The organism is uncultured Thermomonas sp. (assembly GCF_937872235.1).
Taxonomy (GTDB): Bacteria; Pseudomonadota; Gammaproteobacteria; order Xanthomonadales; family Xanthomonadaceae; genus Thermomonas; species Thermomonas beijingensis.
The window spans coordinates 23,059-46,638 of sequence record NZ_CALMPC010000081.1 but is presented as its reverse complement, the minus strand read 5'-3'; the positions used below and the strand labels follow the sequence as shown (position 1 = coordinate 46,638).

Below are 23,580 nucleotides of genomic sequence, written 5' to 3'. Positions count from 1 at the left end.
GGGCAGGCCGCATGCGCATCCGCGATTACCGCGACGACGACACGCCCGAGATCAACTTGGTGCCGCTGATTGATGTGTTGTTGTGCCTGCTGATCTTCTTTGTGGTCACCACCACCTTCGATGCGCGCTCAGTGTTGAAACTGGAACTGCCGCGTGCCGATGGTCAACCCGCGCAGGCACAAGGGCAGCCGCTGTCGATCCTGATCAATGCACAGGGGCGCTACTTCGTGGGGGATCGCGAAGTATTGCGTACCGATGTGGAGTCTCTGAAAGTGGCGTTGCGTGCAGTGGCAGGAGAAGATCGTGGCCGCACCGTGCTGATTCGTGCCGACGCGCGTACGCCGTGGCAGGCTGTGGTCACCACTTACGAAGCCTTGGGCCAATTGGGGTTCCACAAAATCGCCAATGCCACTGCGCCGGCACCGATGACGCAAGGGGCCGCCCCATGACCGACGGCAATACGCCGTGGGCGATCTATCGCAGGTTGATGGGGTTCACGCGGCCCTATCGTGGCGTGCTGCTGGTGGCGATGGTGGGGATGTTACTGGAGGGCGCGGCGGCCGGCGCGTTCGGGTTATTGACCAAACCCATGGTTGACGAGACCTTCGTCGCCCGGAATCAGGAATTCAGCTTGTTGATGCCGCTGGCCATCGTTGGCATCTTCGTGGTGCGCGGTGTGGCGGGGTATCTCAGCGACCTGTTCATGGCCAAGGCCGGGCGCGGCATTGCGCGCGATATGCGGGTGGGCGCAATGGCCAAGTATCTGCGTTTGCCGGGTCTGCGGTTTGATTCCGAACCGGTGCCCTCGATGCTGGTGCGCCTGGGCTCGGATAGCGACCAAGTGGCGCAGGCGGCGATTGATTCGGCCAAGGTCATGCTGCAACAATCCTTGCAGGTGATTTCGATGCTGGCGGTGATGCTGTACGCCAGTTGGCGGGTCACGTTCGTGGTGTTGTTACTCGCACCGGCGATTGCATGGTTGATGGATAAGGTGGGCAAGCGCTATCGGCGCTTCGGCCATCGCGTACAGGAAAGTGCCACCGAGTTAATGCTGGCCGCCGATCAAGCCTTGTCGAACCAACAGGAAGTCAAGGTGTATGGCGCACAGGCCGTCGAAATGCAGCGCTATTCCAGTTTGGCCAATGAATATCTGCGGCTGAATCTGAAAGTGGAAGCCACCCGCAGTATTTCGTCGGCGGTGGTGCAATTGACCGGTGCAGTCGGGTTGGCCTTGATGTTGTTCTTTGCCGGTCGTGAGGCGATGGAAGGGCGACTGACTGCGGGCGGCTTTGTGCAGTTGATGCTGGCGATGATGGCGATTATCCCTGCGCTGAAACAGCTGACCAATGTGCAGGGTATGCTTCAGCGCGGCATTGTTTCGGCCGATCGCCTGTTTGCAGTGCTGGATGCCGAAGACGAACCCGATAGTGGCCAGCGCCCATTGCAACGCACGCAGGGTGTGCTGGAGTTTCGCGCAGTGCAGGCGCGTTACCCTGGGCAGACCCAGGCGGCGTTATCCGGGATCAGCTTCATTGCGCGCCCCGGCACCGTTACCGCGATCGTGGGACGCTCTGGCAGCGGTAAATCGACACTGGTCAAACTGATTCCGCGTTTTTACGAACCTGAAAGCGGACAGATTTTGCTGGATGGTCACGCCCTCAACGACTACCCATTGGCTGCCCTGCGCCGACAAGTGGCGATGGTGGGGCAACAAGTCATGTTGTTTGATGGCAGCGTGGTGCGGAATGTGGCGTATGGCGAACTGCAACAAGCTGATGCCGATGCGGTGGCGCGAGCGTTGCGGGCGGCCAATGCGATGGAGTTTGTGAACCAGTTGCCGGAAGGTGTGGACACCCATATCGGCGCCAAGGGCGGTAAGTTGTCGGGCGGCCAACGCCAGCGCCTGGCAATTGCGCGGGCGATGTTGAAAGATGCACCGATCCTGATTCTGGATGAGGCCACCGCTGCACTCGATAATGAGTCCGAGCGCTTGGTGCAGGAGGCTTTGGCTACGTTGATTCCAGACCGCACCACCTTGGTCATCGCCCATCGTCTGTCCACCGTTGAGCATGCCGATCAAGTGCTGGTGCTGGATGAAGGCCGGTTGGTCGAGCAAGGCACGCATGTTGAGCTGCTGGCGCGAGGCGGTTTGTATGCGCATCTGCATGCCATGCAATTTAGGGAAGCCGGCACTTGAGCGTTGCGTGGCTGCCGCAGACGCCTGCTTGGTGGTTCGATGGGAGTACGCCACCGTGGTGGGCACGCATTGCATCGACAGGGTATGCGGGGCTAATCGCCCTGCGCCGCAGCGCCTATCGGCGTGGATTGCTGCGTCAATATCACCCCGGTGTGCCAGTCATTGTGGTGGGCAATATCGTTGCCGGCGGTAGCGGGAAAACACCACTGGTGTTGGCTGTGATTGAGCGATTGCGTGCGGCGGGTTACACGCCCGGCGTGGCCAGTCGTGGCTACGGGCGCAACGATGCACGCACACCGCGCTGGGTGGAGGTGGGCATGGATGCTGCGTTATGTGGCGATGAGCCATTGCTGATCGCCGGCATCAGTGGCGCGAAAGTTCGCGTTGATCGTGATCGCGTGGCCGCGGCTCAAGCCTTGCGCGAGGTGGGTTGCGATGTGGTGGTTTGCGATGATGGTTTGCAGCACTACCGGTTGGCACGCGACATCGAAATTGAAGTGCAAGACCAACGCCGCCACTACGGCAATGGCCGCCTGCTGCCGGCCGGGCCGTTGCGCGAACCCATCGAACGTGCCGCCGATTGTGAATTTCGCGTGTTGAATTTTGGTGCAGTCCCACACCCGGTGGCTTGCGAGACCACGGAATGGCCAATGCGGTTGAAGATCGGCGTGGTAAGGCCATTGCACACTGGGGCGCGGCTATCCTTGGAGGCCTTTCGTGACCAGCGCGTGCACGCTGTGGCCGGAATCGGTGAGCCCGAGCGCTTTTTCTCGATGTTGCGCGAAGCCGGCATTGGTGTAGTGCCACACGCGTTTCCAGACCATCATGCCTATACGCCGGAAGACTTCAGTTTTGGCAGCCAACTGCACATCTTGATGACCGAAAAAGACGCAGTGAAGTGCGCCAGTTTTGCCCTGCCGTCCGCATGGGTCGTGCCGATTTCCGCACAGTTGCCGGAGTCGTTCTGGAGCGCGTTGCTGAGTCGTTTGCCGCATCGTTGACAACCAGGCACATAACGCAAGTCACCCGGTATTTCCAGGTGGCCTGGTATGTTCCCGAGAAAATGCGCGACGGGCATTTCGTCATTTGCAATGGAACGAAGTCCTGCACGCGCCTCTCGGTGGACAGGGCGGGGTTGCGCAAAGATCGGCTGCCTGTGCCAGAACCTGTCAATCGAGCGCACTATCTGGATAGCGCGGCCTTCTCAATCCACCGGCGTTCCGAACAAACGGTCGCCGGCATCACCCAGCCCTGGGTGGATGTAGGCGTTTTCGTCCAGGCGCTCGTCGATCGCCGCGACATACACCTCAATCTCGGGATGCGCGGCCTCCAATGCGCGCAAGCCTTCCGGTGCGGCGACCAAAAAGATGCATTTGATGCGCCGGCAACCGGCGTTTTTCAGGAGTTGAATTGCAGCAATCGCGCTGCCGCCGGTGGCCAGCATCGGGTCGATCAACAGGGCTGTGCGCTGTTCCATGCGGTCAGCCAGTCGCTGGTAATAGCCTTCCGGTTGATGCGTGGCTTCGTTGCGGCGCAGGCCGACCACGCTCACCGGCGCGGCTGGCAGCAGGGCTTGCACACCGGGCAGAAAACCTAGCCCAGCACGCAAAATAGGGACGAGGGTCAGGTCTTCGCCGCGCACATGATCCACCTGCAATGGCCCGGCCCAAGTGTCCACGCGGATGGCTTGGGTGGGCAGGTCACGGGTGGCTTCGAACGCCAGCAAGGCGGCGATTTCACCGGCGAACTGCCGGAAATGCACAGGATCGGTGCTGATGTCGCGCAGCTTGCCAAGTTTGTGACGCACCAGCGGGTGGTCGACTTCGACAATTTTCATGCGGCGGCTCTCCAAACGGTCAGTCTCCAAACGGAAACCGGATGAAAACGGGGCGACCACTGGCCGCCCCGTATTGATGCGTCAATTGCAAGGCAGCGTCAAGCAGCTGCGCGAGGGCCTTCCAGAATGGCGCGTTTGACCATTGCCACGATCAGCTTGAGTTCGGCTTCGCTGATTGCAAATTGCGGGGTGAAGCGCAGCGAGTTTTCGCCGCCGTGGATCACCCCGATGCCGTGCTCGCGCATCCATTCCTCGGTGGACCCTGCGCCATAGCCCTTGAACTGCTTGGTCAGCTCGCAGGAGAACAACAGGCCGGTGCCTTGCACCTTGGTGATCGGGCCATTCAATTCGGCTTTCAGTGCTTCCAGCAGTTCCAGTGCTTGCTTGCCGCGCTGCTGGATATTGCTGCGCAGCTCGGCGGTCAGTGAACCCAGCACGCTGCAGGCCACGTCCAATGCACGCGGATTGGCGGTCATGGTGTTGCCATACAGGCCGCGCTTGTAAAGCTCAGCGGTGGCGGCGGTGACGGCCAGCACCGACAGCGGATATTGGCCAGCGTTGAGCGCCTTGGAATAGGTTTCCATGTCCGGCACTTGGGCGTGTTCGAAGCCGGGGTAATCGACAATCGACAGATATCCGGTGGCGCGCAGTCCGGCCTGAATGGAGTCCACCAGCAGCAGGCTGCCATGCGCGGCAGTGAGCTCGCGGGCAAGGTTGTAAAACGCCACCGGCACGCTGCGACCGGGGTCGCCTTCGCCCATCACCGGTTCCAGGAACATCGCCTCGATAAACCAGCCGTTGACGTCGGCTTCGGCAAACACTTTGCGCAGGGCATTGGTGTCGTACGGTGCTACCGTAAGTACCGAGTCTTCGCCGCGGTAGCTGGCCAGATATTGCGAATACGTTTTGCGGCTGGAGTCGGAATACAGCGCCGGGCGTTCGGTGCGGCCGTGGAACGCGCCTTTCACCACCAAGCGTTTGATGGTCTTGCCGGCATGGCGTGCGCCCGGGTCGGTCATGCTCTTGGCATTGGCATCGACAATGCGCGAGGCCAGCGACACCGATTCGGAACCGGAGTTCAAGCACATGAAGGCGGTGTACGGGCAGCCGCCACGGGTCTGGCCGATTTCCTTGCGCATGGCATTGGCAAACCGCAGCTGCGAGACATGCGGGGTCATGATGTTGGCCATCGTCTGCGGCTTGGTCATCGCGTCGATCACCACCTGCGGCGTGTGGCCCAGACCCAGCATGCCGTAGCCACCGGTGTCGTACAGCACCGCGCCTTTCAAGGTGACGATCCACGGCCCGCGTGCAGCCAGCGCGACATACGGGTTGGCAGCATCGGCGGCATAAAAATTGATGAAGCCGGCCTGCACTTGCTGCGCCTGCGCGTTCTCGTCCAGATCCAGCAGTGCGGGGAATTCGGCGCGAATACTGGCGTACTCTGCGGCGGCGGCCACTGCGGCTTCGGTTAGCTGTGGGTCACGGCCGGCGAAGTCGAGCAAGGTGGCATCGTCCAAGCCGGTGGTGCGGGCGTGGCCGTGCGTGCGCAGGGGGGCGAGGGTGTCGAGCAGGCTCATTGGGGTCTCCATCGGGGCGCAATGGTCGGAAACAGCAGCGCCAAAGCTCACATTATGGGAGGTTCCATGTCATTCGGTAGGGTGAAATCGACTTGAATGACGGGCATTTTGGGCAAAATGCCGGTATGATTTTGCGATATGAGAATATCCGCTGCCGACGAACAATTATTGTCCCTGCTGCGTGAGGATGCCCGTGCCGCCACCGCCGATATTGCCCGGCGTTTGGGGCTGTCGCGCACCACGGTGCAAAACCGGATTGCCAGATTGGAGCAGTCTGGCGTCATTCGTGGCTATACGGTGCGCATCGACGATGAATTGGAGCGCAGCCGCATTCGCGCCCACATCATGATCACCCTGCGCCCCAAGCAAATGATGGCGGTGGTGAAAGCGTTGCAAGCCATGCACGAGGTGCGGGTGCTGTATTCGGTCAGTGGCGGGCATGACCTGATCGCGCTGGCCGTGACCTCCAGCGTGGGCGAAATGGACGTGTTGACCGACCGCATCGGCGCGATCGACGGGGTGGAGCGCACCAACAGCTCGATCATCTTGTCCACCAAGTTCGAACGCTGAAGCAGGCATTGGCGCAGACTACAATAAGCGGTTCCCTTGCCGCTGCGAATTGCCTTGAAGAAGTCCGATTTCCATTTTGACTTGCCGCCCGAACTGATCGCGCAGGTGCCCTTGCCGGAGCGCTCGGCCAGTCGCTTGTTGCTGGTGCCGGCGGATGGCGGCGCGTTTGCCGACAAGCAGGTGCGTGATTTGCCCCTGTTGTTGCGCGCGGGCGACTTGCTGGTTTTCAACGACACCCGGGTGATTCCGGCGCGTTTGTTTGGCAACAAGGCCAGCGGTGGACGTGTCGAATTCCTGATCGAGCGGCTGTTGCCTGACAATGAAGCGCGTGCGCAGTTGGGGGTCAGCAAACCGCCGCGGATCGGCAGCAAAATTGCACTCGATGCCGGCGGTGAGGCGGAGGTGCTGGAGCGCGATGAGGCCGGTTTCTGGCGTCTGCGTTTCCACGTTGGGCAGGCGCTGGAGAATTGGCTGCAACACGCCGGGCGGATGCCGCTGCCGCCGTATATCCAGCGCGAACCCGGTGCGGATGATGCCGAGCGCTACCAAACCGTGTTTGCTCGCGAGATTGGTGCGGTGGCTGCCCCCACCGCGGGCCTGCATTTTGATGATGCCTTGCTGACCGCTCTGCGCGAACGTGGCGTGCAGTTTGGGCATGTGACGCTGCATGTCGGCGCGGGGACGTTCCAGCCGATGCGGGTGGACGATCTTCATCAGCACAAGATGCACAGTGAGTGGATCAATGTGGGTGCCGAGCTGGTGCAGCAAGTACGCCACACCCGTGCTGCCGGTGGGCGGGTGATCGCGGTGGGCACCACGGTGCTGCGGGCATTGGAAAGTGCGTTGGTGGATGGCGTGCTGCAGCCGTTTGCCGGGGATACCAGCATTTTCATTTTTCCCGGCTACAGGATCCGCAGCGTGGATGCGTTGATGACCAATTTCCATCTTCCCGAATCCACCCTGCTGATGTTGGTGTCGGCGTTCGCGGGCAAGGACCGGATATTGGCCGCCTACGCGCATGCGGTGCGCGAGCGCTATCGTTTTTTCAGCTATGGCGATGCGATGTTGCTGTGGCCGCAGGAGGCTTCCGCATGAGCCGTATGTCCTTCGAACTTCTGAAAACCGATGGCGCCGCCCGTCGCGGCCGCATCACTTTCCCGCGTGGCGTGATCGAAACTCCGGCGTTCATGCCGGTGGGAACCTATGGTTCGGTCAAAGGCGTGTTGCCGCCGCAGGTCGAAGACTTGGGCGCGCAGATCATTCTGGGCAACACCTTCCATTTGTTCTTGCGCCCCGGCTTGGATGTGATTGAAGCGCACGGCGGGCTGCACGGGTTTGCACGCTGGAACAAGCCCATCCTCACCGATTCCGGCGGCTTCCAGGTGTTCTCGCTGGCGCATCGGCGCAAGATCACCGAGGCCGGCGTCACCTTCGCCGCGCCCACCGACGGCCGCAAGGTGTTCCTCGGGCCCGAGGAGTCCATGCACATCCAGAAGGTGCTGGGCAGCGACATCGTGATGATTTTCGATGAGTGCCCGCCGGTAAACGACAAGGATGGCCAGCCGGTACATCGGCGGGTGATCGAAAAATCAATGCAGCTGTCGCTGCGCTGGGCTGCGCGCAGCAAGCGGGCCCACGAAGGCAATGACGCCGCGCTGTTCGGCATCGTGCAAGGTGGCGTGCATCACGACCTGCGCACGCAGTCTGCGGAGGGTTTGAAGGACATCGGCTTTGACGGTTACGCCATTGGCGGGCTGGCGGTGGGCGAGAGCGAAGCCGAACGCAATGCCATGCTGGAGCACACCGCGCCGCAATTGCCGCAAGACCGGCCACGCTATCTGATGGGCGTGGGCCGGCCCGAGGACTTGGTGGAAGCGGTGGCGCGCGGGGTGGATATGTTTGACTGCGTGATGCCCACCCGCAACGCCCGCAACGGACATTTCTTTACCTCCACGGGTGTGATCCGGGTGCGCAATGCGCAGTACGAGCACGATCTGCGCCCGATTGAGGAAGGTTGTGATTGCGTGGCCTGCACCGGTGGTTATTCGCGCAGCTACCTGCGCCACCTGGACCGCTGCAACGAAATGCTGGCGCCGATGCTGGGCACCTTGCACAACCTGCGCTACTACCAGCGCCTGATGGCGCAGATGCGTGACGCCATTGCTAACGGAACTTTTACGCAGTTCCGCGAGTCTTTTTACGCAGCGCGCCGTACCTGAACCCCGCACTTTCCCTGCTTGCAGGGAGTGGCAGGGCGGGACATGGCATAATCCCCGGCTGGCCTCAGGCCCGCCTCTTTGTTTGACTGACTCGGATACGTAATGAACCCGCTTGATTTCCTGATTCCCGTTGCCCATGCCCAAACCGCTGCACCTGCTGCTGCGCCGGGTGGCATGCTGTCCACCCTGTTGTTCCCGGTCATTCTGATCGCGATCATGTATTTTTTGATGATCCGTCCGCAGATGAAGCGGCAGAAAGAACACCGGGCGATGTTGGACAAGCTGGCCAAAGGCGATGAAGTCATCACCAGCGGTGGCGTTGCCGGTACCGTGGTGGGCATTGGTGAAAATTTCATCAGTGTGGAAGTGGCCAGCGGCGTGCAGTTGAAGCTGCAACGCGGTGCCATCACCAGCGTGCTGCCCAAGGGCACGTTGAAGTCGGCCTGATTCAATCTCCATCCGATTCACCAAGACCTGACGCCCTAGTGGCGTCTAGCAGGATCCTGCAATGCTTGAATTCCCGCGCTGGAAATATGTCCTCATCTTCCTGATTTTGGCGGTCAGCGTGTTGTATGCGCTGCCCAATAAATACCAGAAGGACCCCTCCATCCAGATTACCGCCAACCGTGGCGCGCAGCTTGACGCCGCATTGACGTCCAAGGTGGTGGCGATGCTGGATAGTGCCCACCTCAAACCCAAGGCCATCGCCAAAGAGGGCGACAACTTGGTGGTGCGAATGGCGTCGCTGGATGATCAGACCCGCGCCAATGATTTGATCCGCGAACAAGTGGGTGAAAACTACACGGTGGCGCTGAATCTGGCCTCCACCGTGCCGACATGGCTGACCAAACTGGGCGGCAAGCCCATGGTGCTGGGCTTGGACTTGGTGGGCGGCGTGCACTTTGCGATGCAGGTAGACAAGAAGGCGGCCGTCGACAAGCGCTTTGACGCATTTGCCGATGACATCCGTACCAGCTTGCGCGATGCGCGGGTGGCTTATCGCTCGGTGGAGCGTAATGGCAGCAGCACGCTGCGCGTGGTGCTCAATAGCCCGGGTGATATCGACAAAGCCCACGCGGCCCTCGCCAAGGCGCAGTCCACACTGACCTTTACTGATGATGCCGCGGGTATTTTGGCCACCGTGCCGCAGGCGGAAATGCAGCAAATCGCTTCCAGCGCGATCGAGCAAAACCTGACCACCTTGCGCAATCGCGTCAACGAACTCGGTGTGGCTGAACCCATTATCCAGCGTCAGGGCGAAGATCGCATCGTGGTCGAATTGCCCGGCGTGCAGGACACCGCCGAAGCCAAACGCATGATTGGTGCCACCGCCACCTTGGAATATCGCGCGGTGGTGGATGGCAATGCAGGGGAGGCCGAGCAAAGTGGCCGCATCCCGCCGGAAGCCAAGCTTTATCATGACCGCGCTGGTCGCCCGGTGCTGCTGAACAAGCGCGTCATCGCCACCGGTGACCAAATGGTGACCGCCAGCGCCAGCACCGATCAGAACGGCATGCCTGCGGTGAGCGTGACCTTGAACGGCGTGGGTGGGCAGCGCATGTTCGACTTCACCAGCGGCAATGTGGGCAAGCCGATGGCGGTGGTGTACACCGAGCGCATTCCGCAAGTGACGATGGTCGATGGCAAGGAAGTGCGCAGCTTCAAGGTCAAGGAAGAAGTGATTTCGGTGGCCAACATCAGTGGCGTGTTTGGCAAGCAATTCCAGACCACCGGATTGGAACGCACCGAGGCCGATAACCTGTCCAAGCTGTTGCGTGCCGGTTCGCTGGCCGCGCCGATGGACTTTGTCGAGGAGTACGTGATTGGCCCCAGCCTGGGTGCCGAAAACGTGGCACGCGGGATCAAGGCGGTGGTGTTCTCATTCCTGTTCACGCTGGTGTTCTTCGGCATTTACTACCGCATGTTTGGTTTGATCACATCGGTGGCGTTGTTGTTCAACCTGCTGATCGTGGTGGCGGTGATGTCGATGTTTGGTGCCACCATGACCCTGCCCGGGTTTGCCGGGTTGGCGTTGTCGGTGGGTTTGTCGGTGGACGCCAACGTGCTGATCAACGAGCGGATCCGCGAAGAATTGCGTTTGGGCTTGCCGCCTAAATCGGCGATTGCCGAAGGTTACGAACGCGCATCGCACACCATCATGGACGCCAACTTGACTGGCTTGATCGTCGGTGTGGCGCTGTATGCGTTCGGTACCGGGCCGCTGAAGGGCTTCGCCCTGACCATGATCATCGGCATCTTCGCCTCGATGTTCACCGCAATTACCGTGTCGCGTGCACTGGCCAGTTTGATCTACGGCCGTCGCAAGAAGCTCACCTCCGTGGCGATCTGACCGGGAAGGAATGACCGAATGAAACTGTTTCCGCTGCACCTTATCCCAAACGACACCACGATTGACTTCATGCGCCACCGCCGTCCGGTGCTGGCCTTGATGCTGGTGTTGCTGGTGGCTTCCATCGCGATCATCGGCCTGAAGGGCTTCAACTACGCGCTGGAGTTCACCGGCGGCACCATGGTGCGCACCCATTTCGCCAAACCCATCCACGTGGAAGATGTGCGTGACCGCCTGACCAAGGCCGGCATCCACAATGCACAGGTGCAAAGCGTGGGCAGCGGCAGCGATGTGATGATTCGCTTGCAACCCGATGCCGAACACAACAACGCCGCCGACGCCGCACAAAAAGTGTCGGCACAGGTGTTGGCCGCAGTGAATACGCCAGAGAATGCAGCCACCGTGCAGCCTGGCGAGTTCGTCGGCCCGCAGGTAGGCCGCGACCTGGCAATGAACGGTGTCTATGCCACCTTGTTCATGCTGGTGGGGTTCTTGATCTACATCGCCGCACGCTTTGAATGGAAGTTTGCGATGGTGGCCATCATCACCGCGTTCTTCGACTTGATCCTGACGATTGCCTACATGTCGATGCTGGGCCGCGAGTTTGACCTGACCGTGCTGGCCGGCATGCTGTCGGTGATGGGGTTTGCCATCAACGACATCATCGTGGTGTTCGATCGCGTGCGTGAAAATTTCCGTAGTCTGCGGGTGGATCCGCTGGAAGTGCTGAATCGCTCGATCAACCAGACCCTGTCACGCACGATCATTACTGCGGTGATGTTCTTCCTGTCGGCGATGGCGCTGTACATGTACGGCGGTGAATCAATGGAAGGTTTGGCCGAAACCCATATGATCGGTGCCGTCATCGTGGTGGTGTCGTCGGTGATCGTGGCGGTACCGATGCTGACCATCGGGCCGTTCAAGGTGGTCAAGCAGGACTTGATGCCGAAAGCCAAAGATCACGCCGAGCTGGCACGCCGGCCCTAATCGGTGCTGCAGTGACCCACAAAAAACCCGCGCAGCTGCGCGGGTTTTTTGTGGGTCAAATCGAAAGCAATCGGTTATGCGCAGGCCGCCGCAAACCCCGACTGCATAATCACTTTCTGCAATTCGGCAGACAATTTCTGATTGCCGGCCAGCAGTGCGCGGCCATGAATGCCGCGGGTATCCATGGGCCCGGTGGCGGCACCCTTGAAGTCGCAGACGCGGCCGCCAGCTTCGCGCACCAGCAGCGCACCGGCGGCGATGTCCCACGGCTTCACGCCCGATTCGAAATAGCCATCAAAGCGGCCGCAGGCCACATATGCCAAGTCGAGTGCCGCCGAACCGGTGCGGCGAATATCTTCAATACTGCGCAGCAGCTCGCGCACGCATTCCAGTTGCGCCGGTGCGCGCTCGCGCTCACGCGGAGGAAAGCCGGTGGCCAGCATCGCGCCATTCAGGTCCTTGCGCTCGGATACGCGTACGCGACGGTCATTGAGCACTGTGCCGCTGCCCTTGCTGGCGGTAAACAATTCATTGCGCAGCGGGTCGAAGATCACTGCATGTTGCGGCTCGCCGTTTTCAACCAAGGCGATCGACACGCACCAATGCGGGATGCCATGCAAATAGTTGCTGGTGCCATCCAAGGGGTCGATCACGAACAAACTGCCGCCGTTCTTGCCTTGCTTGCCACCTTCCTCACCCAGAAATGCGGCATCCGGATAGGCGCGGCGCAGCTCCTTGATGACGGCTTGCTCGGCCTGTTCATCGACGTCGCTGGCGTAATCCATGCGATCTTTCTCGATCACATTGATCGCATCCAACTTGTTCATGTTGCGCAACAACACGCCACCAGCTGCACGTGCAGCCTTGACCATGACAGTGACAACGGGTTTTTGCATGGAAAAGCGCCTCGCAGGTGTGAGGTGGATGGGCAACGGCGGAAAAGAGCATTCCGGCGCACAGACCGGTGCGCAAAGTTTACCATTTGCACATGAATGATCTGCATGCAGTGAACACGATATTGGCTGACCACCTGCGCATTGTGCTGGTGGGCACCCAGCATCCCGGCAATATCGGTGCTGCGGCGCGTGCGATGAAGACCATGGGGCTGTCGAAATTGGTGCTGGTAGCCCCCGAGAAGGCACCGGATCGGGATACCCTGGCGATGGCGGCAGGGGCCGATGACCTGGTGGAGCGTGCGTCCGTCTTTGCCAGTTTGGCCGAAGCGGTGGCCGATTGCCGGTGGGTGTTGGGGGCCACGGCGCGCAACCGGCGCATTCAATTGGAGCCGCTGCACCCGCGCGATGCCGCGCAGCGCGCGCTGGTGGCGGCAGCTGCAGGCCCAGTGGCCTTGGTGTTCGGGCGCGAACGCACCGGGCTGAACAATGCAGAGTTGCAGCTTTGCCACGCCGCAGTGCATATCCCTTCGGACCCGGCGTTCAGCTCGCTCAATCTGGCGGCCGCGGTACAAGTGCTCAGCTACGAACTGCGTTGCGCGCTGCTGGGTGATGCCGGCAGCGCCGGCCAAAGCCGCACCCCGCCGCCCACTGCCGAGGTGGCGGCGCACGCCGAACTGGAGGGGCTATTCGCGCAATTGGCCGACACATTGGATCAAATCGATTTTCACAAAGGGCGCGCACCGGATTCTGCGATGCGCAAATTGCGGCGCCTGTACCTCCGCGCCAATCTGGACAGCGCTGATGTGCGCCTGCTGCGAGGCGTGTTGGCTGACACCCAACGGATGGCCCGAATTGCGGGTGAGGCTTCCGTTGACAAGAAAATCCGGTAGCCTCCGACAACCGCCATCAGAACATGACACCCTGACATCATGCGTCGCCTGTTTTCCGCATTGCTCAGTCTGCTGTGCCTGTTGTCATGGCTGCCGGCAGCCCATGCGCAACAATCCAACTTGCAGGCGGATGATGGTGTGCTGGTATTGGGGCGGGTCAGTGATGACCCCAAGGCCCACTACGACCAGCTCAAGCCGCTGTTGGATTACGTGATACCACGCATGGCTTCGGTGGGCATTCGCAGTGGGCGGATCCTGATGGCCAGAGATCCGCAGCAAATGGCCAGTTATCTGCGTCGTGGGCGGGTGGATTGGATCAATGAAACCGCGGGCAATGCTGCGATCCTCGAGCAGCGTGGGGTGGCACATGCGTTCTTGATTACCGAACGAGAGGGCGCGGTGCGCTACCACACGGTATTTTTCGTGCGCCGCGATAGTCCTATCCAGACTCTCAAAGACTTGGCCGGGCATAGCATTGCGTTTCAAAATCCGTATTCGACAAGTGCTTACTTTCTACCGGCGGCGCAATTATTGAGTGATGGTTTGGCACTGGAGCTGCTGCTCTCGCCGATGGACAAGCCAGCATCGGATCGGGTCGGGTATGTATTTGCGCGTACCGAGTTGAACATCACCACGTGGGTACATAAGCGTCTGGTGGATGTGGGCGTGCTGAGCAATCTGGATTGGATCAACCCGACACGAATGCCACCCACTTTCGCCCAGGATTTTCGGGTGATCGGGCGTACTCCGGATGTGCCGCGTGCGCTGATGCTGACGCGTACCGGGCTAGCCCCCAATGTGCAGGCGCGGCTGCAGGAGGTATTGATGGAGGCTGCACGCGATCCCGACGCCGGCGAAGCACTGCGCCGATTCATGAAAACAGCGCATTTCGTACCGATAACGGATACCGACAAGCAAGTGTTGCAGCAGCTCGGGCGGGATGTGCGTCGGGTCAACACGGAGGTTGAATGAAGCGTCCGCAGTTGAGCCTGCAAGCACGGTTTCAGATTGTGATTCTGGGGGTTCTGGCACTGGTGCTGATGTTGACAGCGCTGTTATGGCATCGCCTGCAGGTGATCCAGAACGAGGCCATCAAGATCACCAAGCAAAGCACACACAAATTGCTGGAAGAGCAGTTGCGCAGCAGTGGTGAGGCACAGGCCAGTCAATTGGCCGATGCCTTGACCAACCCGCTGTATTACTTCGATCTGGATGCGGTGGGTACCTTGGCACGCGGTACCTTGCGTTCATCAGATGTGGAATATGTGCTGGTGTATGACGCGCAAGGCCGCATTCTGCATGATGGCTCCGGGGATATTGCAGCATTTGGCAAACCGATGAATGACGCGTTGGCGCCAGAAATCATGGCGGCGTCCGGGTCGCATACGCGTTTTTTGGCCAATGTGCTGGATGTGTCGGCACCTATCCGTATTGGTGACGAATCTTTGGGGGGCGTGCGGATTGGCTATTCGACGGCGCGCACCAATCACGCGGAAGAGCAGTCGCTGCTTGCATTGCGGGCCAGATTTGATGAGGTGAATCAGCGCAGCCTGACCTGGCTGCTCGTGTTGTGCGCGATGTTGGCCACCTTTGCGCTTTTAGTGGCGATGTTGTTGCAGCGGCTGCTGCTGCGGCCGCTGAACCTGTTGGGTGATGCCGTGCGTCAGACCGAAGCCGGCGATTTTTCTTCTCCCATTGCCGAGAGCAAGCGTGCCGATGAAATTGGTGATCTGATTCGTGCGGTGGGGCGCATGCGTGAAAGCCTGAACAGGCATGACCGCGACATTCGGCGGGTGGCCTACAGCGACGCCTTGACCGGAATGGCCAATCGGCTGGCGTTCCGTGAGTCGTTGGAAAATCGCTTGCGTGCCTTGCAGGGGGTTGGACAGCAATTGGCCTTGCTGTTTGCGGATCTGGATGATTTCAAACGCATTAATGACACGCTTGGCCACGAGGCAGGCGATGAAGTGTTGCAGCAGGTGGCTTTGCGTATCGAACAAGCCGTGCAATCAATCACCGGCGCTGACATCTTGGTAGCGCGATTTGGCGGCGATGAATTCGTGCTTTTGCTGCAATTGGCCGAGGGTATGAGTGATGGCAGCGTGCGCGAGAAGTCGATTCAGTTGGCTGAAGCACTGGTTGCTACTTTGGGCGAGCCGATGCTGTTGCATGGGCGTCAAGTCTTGCTGGGTGTCTCGGTCGGCGTAGCGGTGTTCCCGGAGGATGCCGCTACCGTGTCCAGCCTGTTGAAAAATGGCGATATCGCAATGTATCAGGCCAAAGTGGCCGGCAAGAATTGCTACCGTTTCTACAGTCGGGCGATGGACTTGGCGGTGGAGCGGCGGGTGCGGATGGAGCACGATTTGCGCGGTGCCTGGGAGCGTGGCGAGTTGAGTCTGGCCTATCAGCCGATTTACCGTACTCGCGACAAGGTGTTGGTGGGGGCAGAATCTTTGTTGCGATGGAATCATCCCGCGGAAGGCGTGATCGCGCCTTCACTGTTCATTGATGTCGCCGAGCAGTGTGGCTTGATCGAGCAGATTGGTGTGCAAGTGCTGCTATGTGCCTGCCAGGAAGCGGCCAGTTGGCCGGTACCGCAAGGTGCGGGTGAGCCGCCATTCATTTCGGTTAACGTATCGGCGCGGCAGTTGCGTAGCGGGGACCTGATCGGGCAAGTGATCAACGCGCTGGAGCAAACCGGCTTGGCAGCCGAGCGTTTGCATTTGGAGTTGACCGAAACCGCTGTGATCAGCGACGAGGCGCACGCGACCGAGCTGCTGGGGCAGTTGCGGCAGTTGGGTGTGCGGGTATGGCTGGATGATTTTGGCACCGGCTTTTCCAGCTTGAGTCATTTGCGGCGGGTGCAGGTGGACGGGCTGAAGATCGACCGCAGTTTCATTTCGGATCTGTTGCGTGACCCGGATGATCTGGTGTTGACCAGCGCGATCATCGCGATGGCCCACTCGATGGGGGTCACCGTGGTGGCCGAAGGTGTGGAACGGCAGGGACAATTTGATCTGCTGCGCGAGCGCGACTGCGACCTGGTGCAGGGCTTCTGGCTGGGCTATCCATTGGAGCCGCAGCAATTTGTCGATCTGTTGGGTTGATGCGCGCCGCCGGGCCGGCAGGGTGTGGCGGTCGCGAGAGCCTAGCCCAAGCCTTCACCGGGCAGTGGGTCGATGCGTTGCAGCAGCAGTTTGTCGATGCGCGGGCCATCCAGATCCACGACTTCAATCCGCCATGCGCCGATCCGGAAATGTTCGCCCACCCGCGGGATGCGGCCTAATTGGGCAATCACCATGCCGGCCGCAGTGCGATATTCCAGCTCGTCAGCATCGGCCAAACGCTCGCCAGTCAGTTCGCGCAATTCCTGTACATGCAGACCGCCATCAACCAAGAGTGAGCCATCCTCGCGGGTCACCACCAGCGCTTCGTCGGTATCGGCCTCGGTGCCGGTTTGCAGCCGCCCGATCACAGCATCCACGATGTCGCTAATCGTCACCATGCCCTGAATATCACCGTATTCGTCTACCACTAGGGCCAGGGATTGTTGTTCTTCACGCAGGATTTCCAACAGTTTCATGGCATGGGTGGATTCGGAAACGAATACTGCCGGGCGCAAATCATTGAACAAGTCAGGATGCGGCTTGCCCAATTCATCCAGCAGGGTTTTGACTTCCAAAATGCCGGCCACGTCACTGTCATCGCCACGATAGACGGGGTAGCGCGAAAACGCGCCGTCCTGCATTGCGGCCAGGTTCTCGGCCAGGCTGGCCGAGGCATCCAGCCAGGTGATGCGGGTGCGCGGGGTCATCAGGCTATCCGCGGTGCGATCACCCAGCCGCATCACTCGATTCAGCATGTTGCGCTCGTCAAGGTCGATCACGCCTTGCTCATGGCCTTCACTGACCAGTAGTTGGATCTCCTCTTCGGTCACTTGCGCGTTGTCCCCACTGCCCACGCGCATCAATTGCAGCAAGCCGCGCACGGTGGCACTGAGTAGCCACACCACCGGGCTGGCGAGCCGCGAGAGCCAGTGCATGGGTAACGCAGCTGCGGCAGCCACCCGTTCGGGGGCCAGCAAGGCCAGCCGCTTGGGCAGTAGTTCACCCAGTACGATACTGAGATAGGTAATCAGGCTGACCGCCAGCACCTTGCCCAGCGTGCCTGCGTATTCACCCAATGCCGGCGCATGGGTGGCTAGCCATGCGCCGATGAGGCTGCCGATCGCCTCGCCACCCAACATGCCGGTGACAATGGTGATCAGGGTCAGGCCTACTTGTACGGTGGACAGGAAGCGCTCGGGGTGCTCGGCCAGTTCCAGCGCTTTGCGGGCGCCACGGCTGCTGCTGGCATTCTGCTTCAAACGTGCCTTGCGCGAGGTGACCACGGCCATTTCCGACAGCGCAAAAAAGCCGTTCAGCAAGATCAGGGCGAAAACAATGAGTAATAGTTCCAGCACGGGGGGTCACCAGGTGCAGGCGAAAAGGAGATGGGGGCATGCGGCCAGCACGCACGGCACCTGTGCGGTGCGGCAATGGATGGCTGGCGGCGGAAGGTAATGTGCGTCCATGGGGTGCGCCGGAGCGCGAACGCATCATAGCAGGGCAGGGTGCGGTACGCGGAAGCAGCACAAGCCGTCATCTAGCCGTCATAATTGCGCACTATCGTTGCAACATTCCTGACATCTGGCGGTCTCCCATGTTCTCCCTGCAAACTATTTTCGGCTCCGGTACCCAGTTCTATGCGCTGCTGGACGATGCCGCTGCCGCAGCCCTGGATAGCGCCAAAGCGCTGCACGCAATGATGAAAGAGGCCGACCGCCAGCCGGCACTGGATGCTTTCAAGTTGGCGCGCCTGCGTGAGCGCGCGGCTGCCGACAAGCTCAGCAAGGCGCTGGTGGATAGCTATATCACCCCGTTCGAGCGTGAAGACATCGAAGCGCTGGGCTCGGCCCTGCACAAAATTCCCAAGCAAATTGAAAAATTTGCCGACCGCTACGCACTGGCCACCGCGCATCTTGCGCACATCGACTTTGCGCCACGCGCCGCGATGCTGGAGCAAGCGGCGGAAGTGGTCGTGAAAATGGTGGATGAGCTGGAACATATGAATTTGGACCGGATGACGGCACTCAACGAGAAGCTGCGTTCGATCGAGAACGAAGCCGATCGCCTGATGCTGGAGCTGTACCGCGAGATCTATTCGGGCAAGTTGGACAGCTTGCAGATGTTCCTGCTCAAGGAGTTCTTCGAGATTCTGGAAAAAGCCATCGACCGCTGCCGCGAAGCCGGTGTGGTGGCCTACCAGATCGTGTTGAAGAATTCGTGACGGAGCCAGCACCATGCTGACCCTCGTCTTAGTGGTGATCGTGGCCGCGTTGGCTTTCGAGTTCATCAACGGTTTCCACGACACCGCCAACTCCATTGCTGCGTCGGTGGCCACCAAGGTGCTTACGCCTGGTCAGGCGGTCATCCTGGCGGCCGTGACCAACATGCTGGGTGCGCTGACCGGGACGGCGGTGGCGGCCACCATCGCCACTGGTATCGTCAACACCGGAGTGGTGGATGCGTCCTCGCAATTGGTGTTGAGTGCATTGCTTGGTGCAATCGTGTGGAACCTGCTGACGTGGTGGTTTGGGTTGCCGTCATCGTCCTCGCATGCGTTGATTGGTGGCTTGTGCGGCGCCGCATTGTCAGCCTCGCACATGAACTTCAATTCACTGATCTGGATTCAAAGCGCGGCCGACTGGACCAAAAGCAAGGGTCTGGTGTGGAAAGTGATGGTGCCGATGGTGACCTCGCCGCTGGTTGGGTTCTTGCTGGGGGTGCTGCTGATGACCCTGCTGTGGGGCTTGATTTTCGGCATGGAGCGTGTGGGGGGCGTGCTCAAGCGCATGGCGCGCCCACGCTGGATCAATGCCAGCTTCGGCAAGTTGCAAATCGCGTCGGCTGCCTACATGGGCTATGCACACGGGCATAACGATGCGCAGAAGACCATGGGCGTGATTGCATTGACCTTGGTCGGTGCCGAAGCCAGTGGAGCCTTGAAGGGTTTGCCAGGCTGGTTGTCCTTCATGCATCCGGCGCATTCGTCGGGCACCGATGTGGCGACGTGGATCGTGGTTACCTGCGCACTGGTAATGGCGGCGGGCACCGCATCGGGTGGCTGGCGCATCATCAAGACGCTGGGTCACAAGATGGTCAAGCTGCACCCGTTGGACGGGTTTGCCGTAGATACCAGTTCGGCCACGGTATTGATGGCGGCGGCGCATTTCGGTATGCCGGTCTCCACCACGCATACCGTGTCTACCGCGATCATGGGCGTGGGCTTTGCCAAGAATCCGCGCAAGCTGAAGCTGGGCACGATCGAGCGCATCGTCTGGGCGTGGATCCTCACCATTCCCGCATCCGGTGCCGTCTCTTATGGGGTCTATCAACTGCTACGGTTGTGTGGATGGGTGTAAGCCTTGCCGCACTGAGGCAACACAAAAACGCCGGCCCCGATGCCGGCGTTTTTGTGCAATGCGTTGGCGCAGAAAGGGTTACAGCAAATCACCACCAGCCGACATGCGGTGTTCCATTTCATCCCCAGTGCCGCCAATTTCCAGCACCAGACGGTCAATCTCGGACGCGGTCAGGGTGTCGTAGGGGCGGTTTTCGCACAGGTGCAGATAGGGCACGCCATCGAGTTCGCTGATGGCCAGATAGCCCACCCGGCTATCCCAGTTGAAGCGTAGTGCACGCCGTGCGTCCAGCCCAGTGATCGGGGCCAACGCAGTACTGATGCGCAGATAGTCACGGCCATCGTCATCCTGCATTTCTGCTAGAAAGATCGCTTGATGCCGTTTGCCGTGTGCCAGCGACAGTTCAACACAAGCCACAAAAGGTTCTTGCACACTCAACTTGTAGCCAGCGGCGACCAGGTGGCGGCGAATTTGTTCGAAATTTTTCATATCCAATTCTGCGTCCTGCGAATGGAGCAAGCGGCTATGCTAACCCGACCATGTTACCCACCGCATCGCCCCCGACCTCAGAGCAACGCATTTTGGCGGCGGTCCGTGCGCTGCCCTACGGGCAGGTGGCCGGCTATGGTGCGATTGCGCGGCGTGCCGGGTTGCCAGGGCGGGCGCGGATGGTGGCGCGGGTTTTGGCCCACAACAACGATCCCGGCCTGCCGTGGCATCGGGTGCTGCGCTCCGATGGCCGCATCGCGTTTCCAGCCGGCTCCCCCGGCTGGGAAGAGCAGATTCGCCGCTTGCAAGCCGAAGGCGTGCAAGTGAATAACGGCAAGGTACGCATGCCGCTAGCGGAGGATACTTTGGATGCGGCATTCTGGGCTCCGCGCTGAACCGTTATGATGCACCGCAACGCAACTGGATCGATGCACGGATGCCGTTCAACCTCCCCCGTATCACGCAAGCCCTGCTGATTGCCAATCTGCTGGGGTTTGCCCTGCAGTATTTTCTTGGCAACGATGCCATGTTGTCGTTAATGCTGTGGCCGTGGGCCGATGGCGTATACGACCCGGCAACCAGTGCGCCTGCATTTATGCCATGGCAGCTGCTCAGCTACGCCTTTCTGCATGGCGGCTTCATGCATTTGGCATTCAATATGCTGGCGTTGGTGATGTTTGGCGCACCTCTGGAATACACCTGGGGCCAGCGCCGTTTTCTGACCTATTACACCGTGTGCGTGCTGGGTGCCGGGTTGTGCCAGTTGCTGGTGGGTTCGTATGCCGTGGCGCAGGGCGGTGACCCGTACCCCACCATCGGCGCCTCCGGTGGGGTGTTTGGCCTGCTGCTGGCCTATGGCATGTTGTTCCCTAATCAGCGGGTGATGTTGTTGTTCCCGCCGATCCCGATGAAGGCGCGCACCTTGGTCATCGTGTATGGACTGTTCGAGCTGGGCGTGGGTATTACCGGCCTGCAACCTGGCGTCGCGCATTTCGCCCATCTCGGCGGGATGCTGTTTGGCTGGTTGCTGATCCGTCACTGGCGCGGGCAACCGCCGTTTGGGGGAAGTGGGCGCAAGGGGCCTCGAATCCGCATCGTGCGGTGAGTGCTGCCCAGCCCAAACCATCAAAATGAAGCCGGGTTGTACTGTCGGAGGCGCACTTTTTGCGGATGGGTGGCAGCAAAGGTGATCATCGCGTACGGGTCGACGGGCGCGCGACCGGCAACGATATCGCCCCAGCCGCGGTATGCGCGTGGGTGAATTCGACGCAAGTCCAATGTCGCGTTGCGAGTTTCGTATCGGCACGCGCACAAGTGGTTGATGTACAACGGCTGCAGCCCCGCATGGCGGGCGAAATCCACAAATGAAAACGCCCAACTGAAAACAGTTGGGGGTTGGGTATTAGTGGCGGAACACGGAACCGAACCCGCGCCCGTATATGACGTCCGTTAGCAAAGCATTGTTCTTGAGGGTGCCCACCTTTACCAAATGGCCGTTTTGCATCGTGAAACCCACGGTTGGGTCAGCGCAGGGTTGCGATAGTCCCAAAATGGGACTACACTGCACCCCATGCGAGTGATTGCCGTGTCCACCCTTCGAGCCTTCTGGGAGCGCCATCCCGAGGCCGAGCAGCCGTTGAAGGCTTGGTACGAAGAAGCCACGAGTGCAACTTGGTCTCAGCCCGCCGACATCAAGTCGCAGTACCGCAGCGCCAGCGTGCTGAAGAACCGTCGCGTGGTCTTCAACATCAAAGGCAATGACTACCGGCTGATCGTGGCGATTGCATACAAGTTGCAGATCGTCTACGTGAAGTTCGTCGGCACCCACAAGGAGTACGACGCCGTCGACGCAGAAACCGTTGAAATGGCCTGACCGGCCACGGAGGAAAACATGGACATCCGCCCCATCCACACCGAAGCAGACTACAAGGCCACGCTCAAAGAGATTTCGGCCTTGATGGAATCCGACCCTGATCTGGGTACGCCGGAGGGTGATCGCCTGGACATCCTGGCCACGCTGGTGCAAGCCTACGAGGCCAAGCACGTGCCCATCACCGCGCCTGATCCGGTGGAAGCCATCAAATTCCGGATGGATCAGAGCGGTCTGTCCATCAAAGACCTTGAGCCGATCATCGGCAAAAGCAACCGCGTCTACGAAGTCCTGAGCCGCAAGCGCCCGCTGACGCTGGCCATGATCCGACGACTGCACAAGAGCCTGGGCATCCCGGCCGATGTGCTGATTGCGGAAACGGCCGCAGGGTGATCATCGAGCACTGAGCTTGGCTTCCACGGTGAACAGCGTTGTCATGGGGTCATCTGCTGAGGAGAAGAAGATGCACTACCCCGTGATGACTGAACGGCAACTTGCCTTCCGCTGGAAGATCAGCCTGAAAACCCTGCGGCGCTGGCGCCTCGATGGCGAGGGGCCCGTCTGGCACAAGTTGTTTCAACACGTCCGTTACCACGAGGCGGACGTTCTCGAGTTCGAACGCCAGAGCGCACAGCACTGGACGGCGATCCTTGGAGATGGTGAGCGTGTCCCGCGCGCTGTGACTCATTCGCCGAAGGCCGAAGGCGACCCTCAACCTTCCGATGCCGCCGAGCCCGAACTGCAGTACATCAGTGCCAAGGAGATCATCGAGGCGACCAGCCTGCCTGCGCACCTGTTCACCGACCGAATCGAGCGAGAGCGCAAGCGCATCCCGCATCTGCTGCTGGTCAGGAACCTGCGTTTTTCGCTGGAGGCCATCCTGCAATGGGAACTGGCGAACAGCGTTCGGGGTGGCGTACCGGAAACTGTGGTGCAAATCGTCGAACCAGAGCCTGAACCGGACGCCTCGGGTCGTGTGCCGCGCTGGCATGAACTCGTGAGGGAGCAGGACGGAGAACGGTGCGATTCCGTTCGGTAGCCGATCTGGAGGGCCGCCATGTGCTGTTCATGGAGGACGGCGGCAGTGCCTACCTGAAAAAGTTGTTTTCGGTGCTGGCGTGACCAGCCATCGATCTACCGTTTTGCCCAATTGAAAGAGCAGCGCATGTATAACCGCCCCAGAAAGATACTCGGCTTCAAAACGCCCCTCGAAGTCATCAACGAGGAATCAA

Annotated in this window: 24 protein-coding genes; 19 read left to right on the top strand and 5 right to left on the bottom strand. The window is 60.3% G+C overall.

Annotated features, from left to right (window positions below; genetic code table 11):
* Positions 1 to 11: 11 nt before the first annotated feature.
* The 3 genes from QWB57_RS07445 to lpxK are packed head-to-tail and all read left to right on the top strand — an operon-like array spanning position 12 to position 3,198.
* The gene (locus QWB57_RS07445) at positions 12 to 449 is read left to right on the top strand and encodes a biopolymer transporter ExbD (RefSeq protein ID WP_223629285.1); all 438 of its coding nucleotides are present in this window, start codon (positions 12 to 14) and stop codon (positions 447 to 449) included.
* A complete protein-coding gene (msbA, locus tag QWB57_RS07440; protein WP_288968982.1) occupies positions 446 to 2,197 on the top strand; it encodes a lipid A export permease/ATP-binding protein MsbA in 1,752 nt (583 codons plus the stop codon). The genes QWB57_RS07445 and msbA overlap by 4 nt, the downstream gene beginning before the upstream one ends.
* Positions 2,194 to 3,198, top strand: coding sequence for a tetraacyldisaccharide 4'-kinase (gene lpxK, locus QWB57_RS07435; protein WP_288968981.1), 1,005 nt, complete (start codon positions 2,194 to 2,196; stop codon positions 3,196 to 3,198). Before msbA ends, lpxK begins: the two co-directional genes overlap by 4 nt.
* Positions 3,199 to 3,401: 203 nt before the next feature.
* Here lpxK and upp read toward each other — a convergent pair whose 3' ends face one another.
* A complete protein-coding gene (gene upp, locus QWB57_RS07430) occupies positions 3,402 to 4,034 on the bottom strand; it encodes a uracil phosphoribosyltransferase (protein WP_223629288.1) in 633 nt (210 codons plus the stop codon).
* Between the two features lie 98 nt (positions 4,035 to 4,132).
* On the bottom strand, positions 4,133 to 5,614 hold the full coding sequence (locus tag QWB57_RS07425) for an aminotransferase class III-fold pyridoxal phosphate-dependent enzyme (RefSeq protein ID WP_288968980.1): 1,482 nt from the start codon (positions 5,612 to 5,614) through the stop codon (positions 4,133 to 4,135).
* Positions 5,615 to 5,752: 138 nt separating this feature from the next.
* Here QWB57_RS07425 and QWB57_RS07420 point away from each other — a divergent pair, with 138 nt between their 5' ends.
* The 6 genes from QWB57_RS07420 to secF all read left to right on the top strand — a co-directional run bounded on the left by QWB57_RS07420 (position 5,753) and on the right by secF (position 11,740).
* On the top strand, positions 5,753 to 6,184 hold the full coding sequence (locus tag QWB57_RS07420; protein ID WP_223629290.1) for an Lrp/AsnC family transcriptional regulator: 432 nt from the start codon (positions 5,753 to 5,755) through the stop codon (positions 6,182 to 6,184).
* 54 nt (positions 6,185 to 6,238) lie between these two features.
* On the top strand, positions 6,239 to 7,279 hold the full coding sequence (gene queA, locus QWB57_RS07415) for a tRNA preQ1(34) S-adenosylmethionine ribosyltransferase-isomerase QueA (protein ID WP_288968978.1): 1,041 nt from the start codon (positions 6,239 to 6,241) through the stop codon (positions 7,277 to 7,279).
* Positions 7,276 to 8,403 carry a tRNA guanosine(34) transglycosylase Tgt gene (gene tgt / locus QWB57_RS07410; protein ID WP_223629292.1) on the top strand — a complete coding sequence of 376 codons (1,128 nt, stop codon included), beginning with the start codon at positions 7,276 to 7,278 and terminating at the stop codon, positions 8,401 to 8,403. The genes queA and tgt overlap by 4 nt, the downstream gene beginning before the upstream one ends.
* Positions 8,404 to 8,505: 102 nt before the next feature.
* Positions 8,506 to 8,850: a preprotein translocase subunit YajC gene (gene yajC, locus QWB57_RS07405; protein WP_288968977.1), complete on the top strand. Its 345-nt coding sequence runs from the start codon at positions 8,506 to 8,508 to the stop codon at positions 8,848 to 8,850.
* A 61-nt stretch (positions 8,851 to 8,911) separates the two neighbouring features.
* Positions 8,912 to 10,753, top strand: a complete 1,842-nt coding sequence (gene secD, locus QWB57_RS07400; RefSeq protein WP_223629294.1) for a protein translocase subunit SecD — start codon at positions 8,912 to 8,914, stop codon at positions 10,751 to 10,753.
* Between the two features lie 18 nt (positions 10,754 to 10,771).
* Entirely contained in the window at positions 10,772 to 11,740 is a 969-nt protein-coding gene (gene secF, locus QWB57_RS07395) for a protein translocase subunit SecF (RefSeq protein WP_223629295.1), read from the top strand.
* A 74-nt stretch (positions 11,741 to 11,814) separates the two neighbouring features.
* Here secF and QWB57_RS07390 read toward each other — a convergent pair whose 3' ends face one another.
* A complete protein-coding gene (locus tag QWB57_RS07390; RefSeq protein ID WP_223629296.1) occupies positions 11,815 to 12,636 on the bottom strand; it encodes an inositol monophosphatase family protein in 822 nt (273 codons plus the stop codon).
* A 92-nt stretch (positions 12,637 to 12,728) separates the two neighbouring features.
* On the opposite strand from QWB57_RS07390, the gene QWB57_RS07385 reads away from it, so the two are divergent.
* The 3 genes from QWB57_RS07385 to QWB57_RS07375 are packed head-to-tail and all read left to right on the top strand — an operon-like array spanning position 12,729 to position 16,633.
* Positions 12,729 to 13,526: an RNA methyltransferase gene (locus QWB57_RS07385; protein WP_223629297.1), complete on the top strand. Its 798-nt coding sequence runs from the start codon at positions 12,729 to 12,731 to the stop codon at positions 13,524 to 13,526.
* Positions 13,527 to 13,565: 39 nt separating this feature from the next.
* Positions 13,566 to 14,498, top strand: a complete 933-nt coding sequence (locus QWB57_RS07380; protein ID WP_223629298.1) for a phosphate/phosphite/phosphonate ABC transporter substrate-binding protein — start codon at positions 13,566 to 13,568, stop codon at positions 14,496 to 14,498.
* Complete coding sequence (locus QWB57_RS07375; protein WP_223629299.1) at positions 14,495 to 16,633, top strand: EAL domain-containing protein; 2,139 nt, start codon at positions 14,495 to 14,497, stop codon at positions 16,631 to 16,633. The genes QWB57_RS07380 and QWB57_RS07375 overlap by 4 nt, the downstream gene beginning before the upstream one ends.
* 41 nt (positions 16,634 to 16,674) lie before the next feature.
* Here QWB57_RS07375 and QWB57_RS07370 read toward each other — a convergent pair whose 3' ends face one another.
* Positions 16,675 to 17,985, bottom strand: coding sequence for a hemolysin family protein (locus tag QWB57_RS07370; RefSeq protein ID WP_223629346.1), 1,311 nt, complete (start codon positions 17,983 to 17,985; stop codon positions 16,675 to 16,677).
* 242 nt (positions 17,986 to 18,227) lie between these two features.
* Between QWB57_RS07370 and QWB57_RS07365 the strand changes: the two genes are divergently transcribed.
* Positions 18,228 to 18,854, top strand: a complete 627-nt coding sequence (locus tag QWB57_RS07365) for a DUF47 family protein (RefSeq protein ID WP_223629300.1) — start codon at positions 18,228 to 18,230, stop codon at positions 18,852 to 18,854.
* 13 nt (positions 18,855 to 18,867) lie between these two features.
* Complete coding sequence (locus tag QWB57_RS07360; RefSeq protein ID WP_223629301.1) at positions 18,868 to 19,989, top strand: inorganic phosphate transporter; 1,122 nt, start codon at positions 18,868 to 18,870, stop codon at positions 19,987 to 19,989.
* Between the two features lie 78 nt (positions 19,990 to 20,067).
* Here QWB57_RS07360 and QWB57_RS07355 read toward each other — a convergent pair whose 3' ends face one another.
* A complete protein-coding gene (locus tag QWB57_RS07355) occupies positions 20,068 to 20,478 on the bottom strand; it encodes a hypothetical protein (protein WP_223629302.1) in 411 nt (136 codons plus the stop codon).
* 50 nt (positions 20,479 to 20,528) lie between these two features.
* On the opposite strand from QWB57_RS07355, the gene QWB57_RS07350 reads away from it, so the two are divergent.
* From QWB57_RS07350 to QWB57_RS07330, 5 genes are all read left to right on the top strand, one after another.
* Positions 20,529 to 20,873 carry an MGMT family protein gene (locus tag QWB57_RS07350; protein ID WP_288968976.1) on the top strand — a complete coding sequence of 115 codons (345 nt, stop codon included), beginning with the start codon at positions 20,529 to 20,531 and terminating at the stop codon, positions 20,871 to 20,873.
* Positions 20,874 to 20,914: 41 nt separating this feature from the next.
* On the top strand, positions 20,915 to 21,583 hold the full coding sequence (locus QWB57_RS07345) for a rhomboid family intramembrane serine protease (protein WP_288968975.1): 669 nt from the start codon (positions 20,915 to 20,917) through the stop codon (positions 21,581 to 21,583).
* 465 nt (positions 21,584 to 22,048) lie between these two features.
* Complete coding sequence (locus QWB57_RS07340) at positions 22,049 to 22,351, top strand: type II toxin-antitoxin system HigB family toxin (protein ID WP_223629305.1); 303 nt, start codon at positions 22,049 to 22,051, stop codon at positions 22,349 to 22,351.
* An 18-nt stretch (positions 22,352 to 22,369) separates the two neighbouring features.
* A complete protein-coding gene (locus QWB57_RS07335) occupies positions 22,370 to 22,741 on the top strand; it encodes a transcriptional regulator (RefSeq protein WP_126152463.1) in 372 nt (123 codons plus the stop codon).
* Positions 22,742 to 22,769: 28 nt separating this feature from the next.
* A complete protein-coding gene (locus QWB57_RS07330) occupies positions 22,770 to 23,387 on the top strand; it encodes a hypothetical protein (protein ID WP_288968974.1) in 618 nt (205 codons plus the stop codon).
* Positions 23,388 to 23,580 lie beyond the last annotated feature (193 nt).

Excerpts from the sequence above, each read along its gene's own strand:
- QWB57_RS07445 (WP_223629285.1), top strand. The coding sequence starts at position 12 with ATGCGCATCCGCGATTACCGCGACGACGACACGCCCGAGATCAACTTG.
- msbA (WP_288968982.1), top strand. The coding sequence starts at position 446 with ATGACCGACGGCAATACGCCGTGGGCGATCTATCGCAGGTTGATGGGG.
- upp (WP_223629288.1), bottom strand. The coding sequence starts at position 4,034 with ATGAAAATTGTCGAAGTCGACCACCCGCTGGTGCGTCACAAACTTGGC.
- QWB57_RS07425 (WP_288968980.1), bottom strand. The coding sequence starts at position 5,614 with ATGAGCCTGCTCGACACCCTCGCCCCCCTGCGCACGCACGGCCACGCC.
- QWB57_RS07420 (WP_223629290.1), top strand. The coding sequence starts at position 5,753 with ATGAGAATATCCGCTGCCGACGAACAATTATTGTCCCTGCTGCGTGAG.
- tgt (WP_223629292.1), top strand. The coding sequence starts at position 7,276 with ATGAGCCGTATGTCCTTCGAACTTCTGAAAACCGATGGCGCCGCCCGT.
- yajC (WP_288968977.1), top strand. The coding sequence starts at position 8,506 with ATGAACCCGCTTGATTTCCTGATTCCCGTTGCCCATGCCCAAACCGCT.
- secD (WP_223629294.1), top strand. The coding sequence starts at position 8,912 with ATGCTTGAATTCCCGCGCTGGAAATATGTCCTCATCTTCCTGATTTTG.
- secF (WP_223629295.1), top strand. The coding sequence starts at position 10,772 with ATGAAACTGTTTCCGCTGCACCTTATCCCAAACGACACCACGATTGAC.
- QWB57_RS07390 (WP_223629296.1), bottom strand. The coding sequence starts at position 12,636 with ATGCAAAAACCCGTTGTCACTGTCATGGTCAAGGCTGCACGTGCAGCT.
- QWB57_RS07385 (WP_223629297.1), top strand. The coding sequence starts at position 12,729 with ATGAATGATCTGCATGCAGTGAACACGATATTGGCTGACCACCTGCGC.
- QWB57_RS07380 (WP_223629298.1), top strand. The coding sequence starts at position 13,566 with ATGCGTCGCCTGTTTTCCGCATTGCTCAGTCTGCTGTGCCTGTTGTCA.
- QWB57_RS07375 (WP_223629299.1), top strand. The coding sequence starts at position 14,495 with ATGAAGCGTCCGCAGTTGAGCCTGCAAGCACGGTTTCAGATTGTGATT.
- QWB57_RS07365 (WP_223629300.1), top strand. The coding sequence starts at position 18,228 with ATGTTCTCCCTGCAAACTATTTTCGGCTCCGGTACCCAGTTCTATGCG.
- QWB57_RS07360 (WP_223629301.1), top strand. The coding sequence starts at position 18,868 with ATGCTGACCCTCGTCTTAGTGGTGATCGTGGCCGCGTTGGCTTTCGAG.
- QWB57_RS07355 (WP_223629302.1), bottom strand. The coding sequence starts at position 20,478 with ATGAAAAATTTCGAACAAATTCGCCGCCACCTGGTCGCCGCTGGCTAC.
- QWB57_RS07350 (WP_288968976.1), top strand. The coding sequence starts at position 20,529 with ATGTTACCCACCGCATCGCCCCCGACCTCAGAGCAACGCATTTTGGCG.
- QWB57_RS07345 (WP_288968975.1), top strand. The coding sequence starts at position 20,915 with ATGCCGTTCAACCTCCCCCGTATCACGCAAGCCCTGCTGATTGCCAAT.
- QWB57_RS07340 (WP_223629305.1), top strand. The coding sequence starts at position 22,049 with ATGCGAGTGATTGCCGTGTCCACCCTTCGAGCCTTCTGGGAGCGCCAT.
- QWB57_RS07335 (WP_126152463.1), top strand. The coding sequence starts at position 22,370 with ATGGACATCCGCCCCATCCACACCGAAGCAGACTACAAGGCCACGCTC.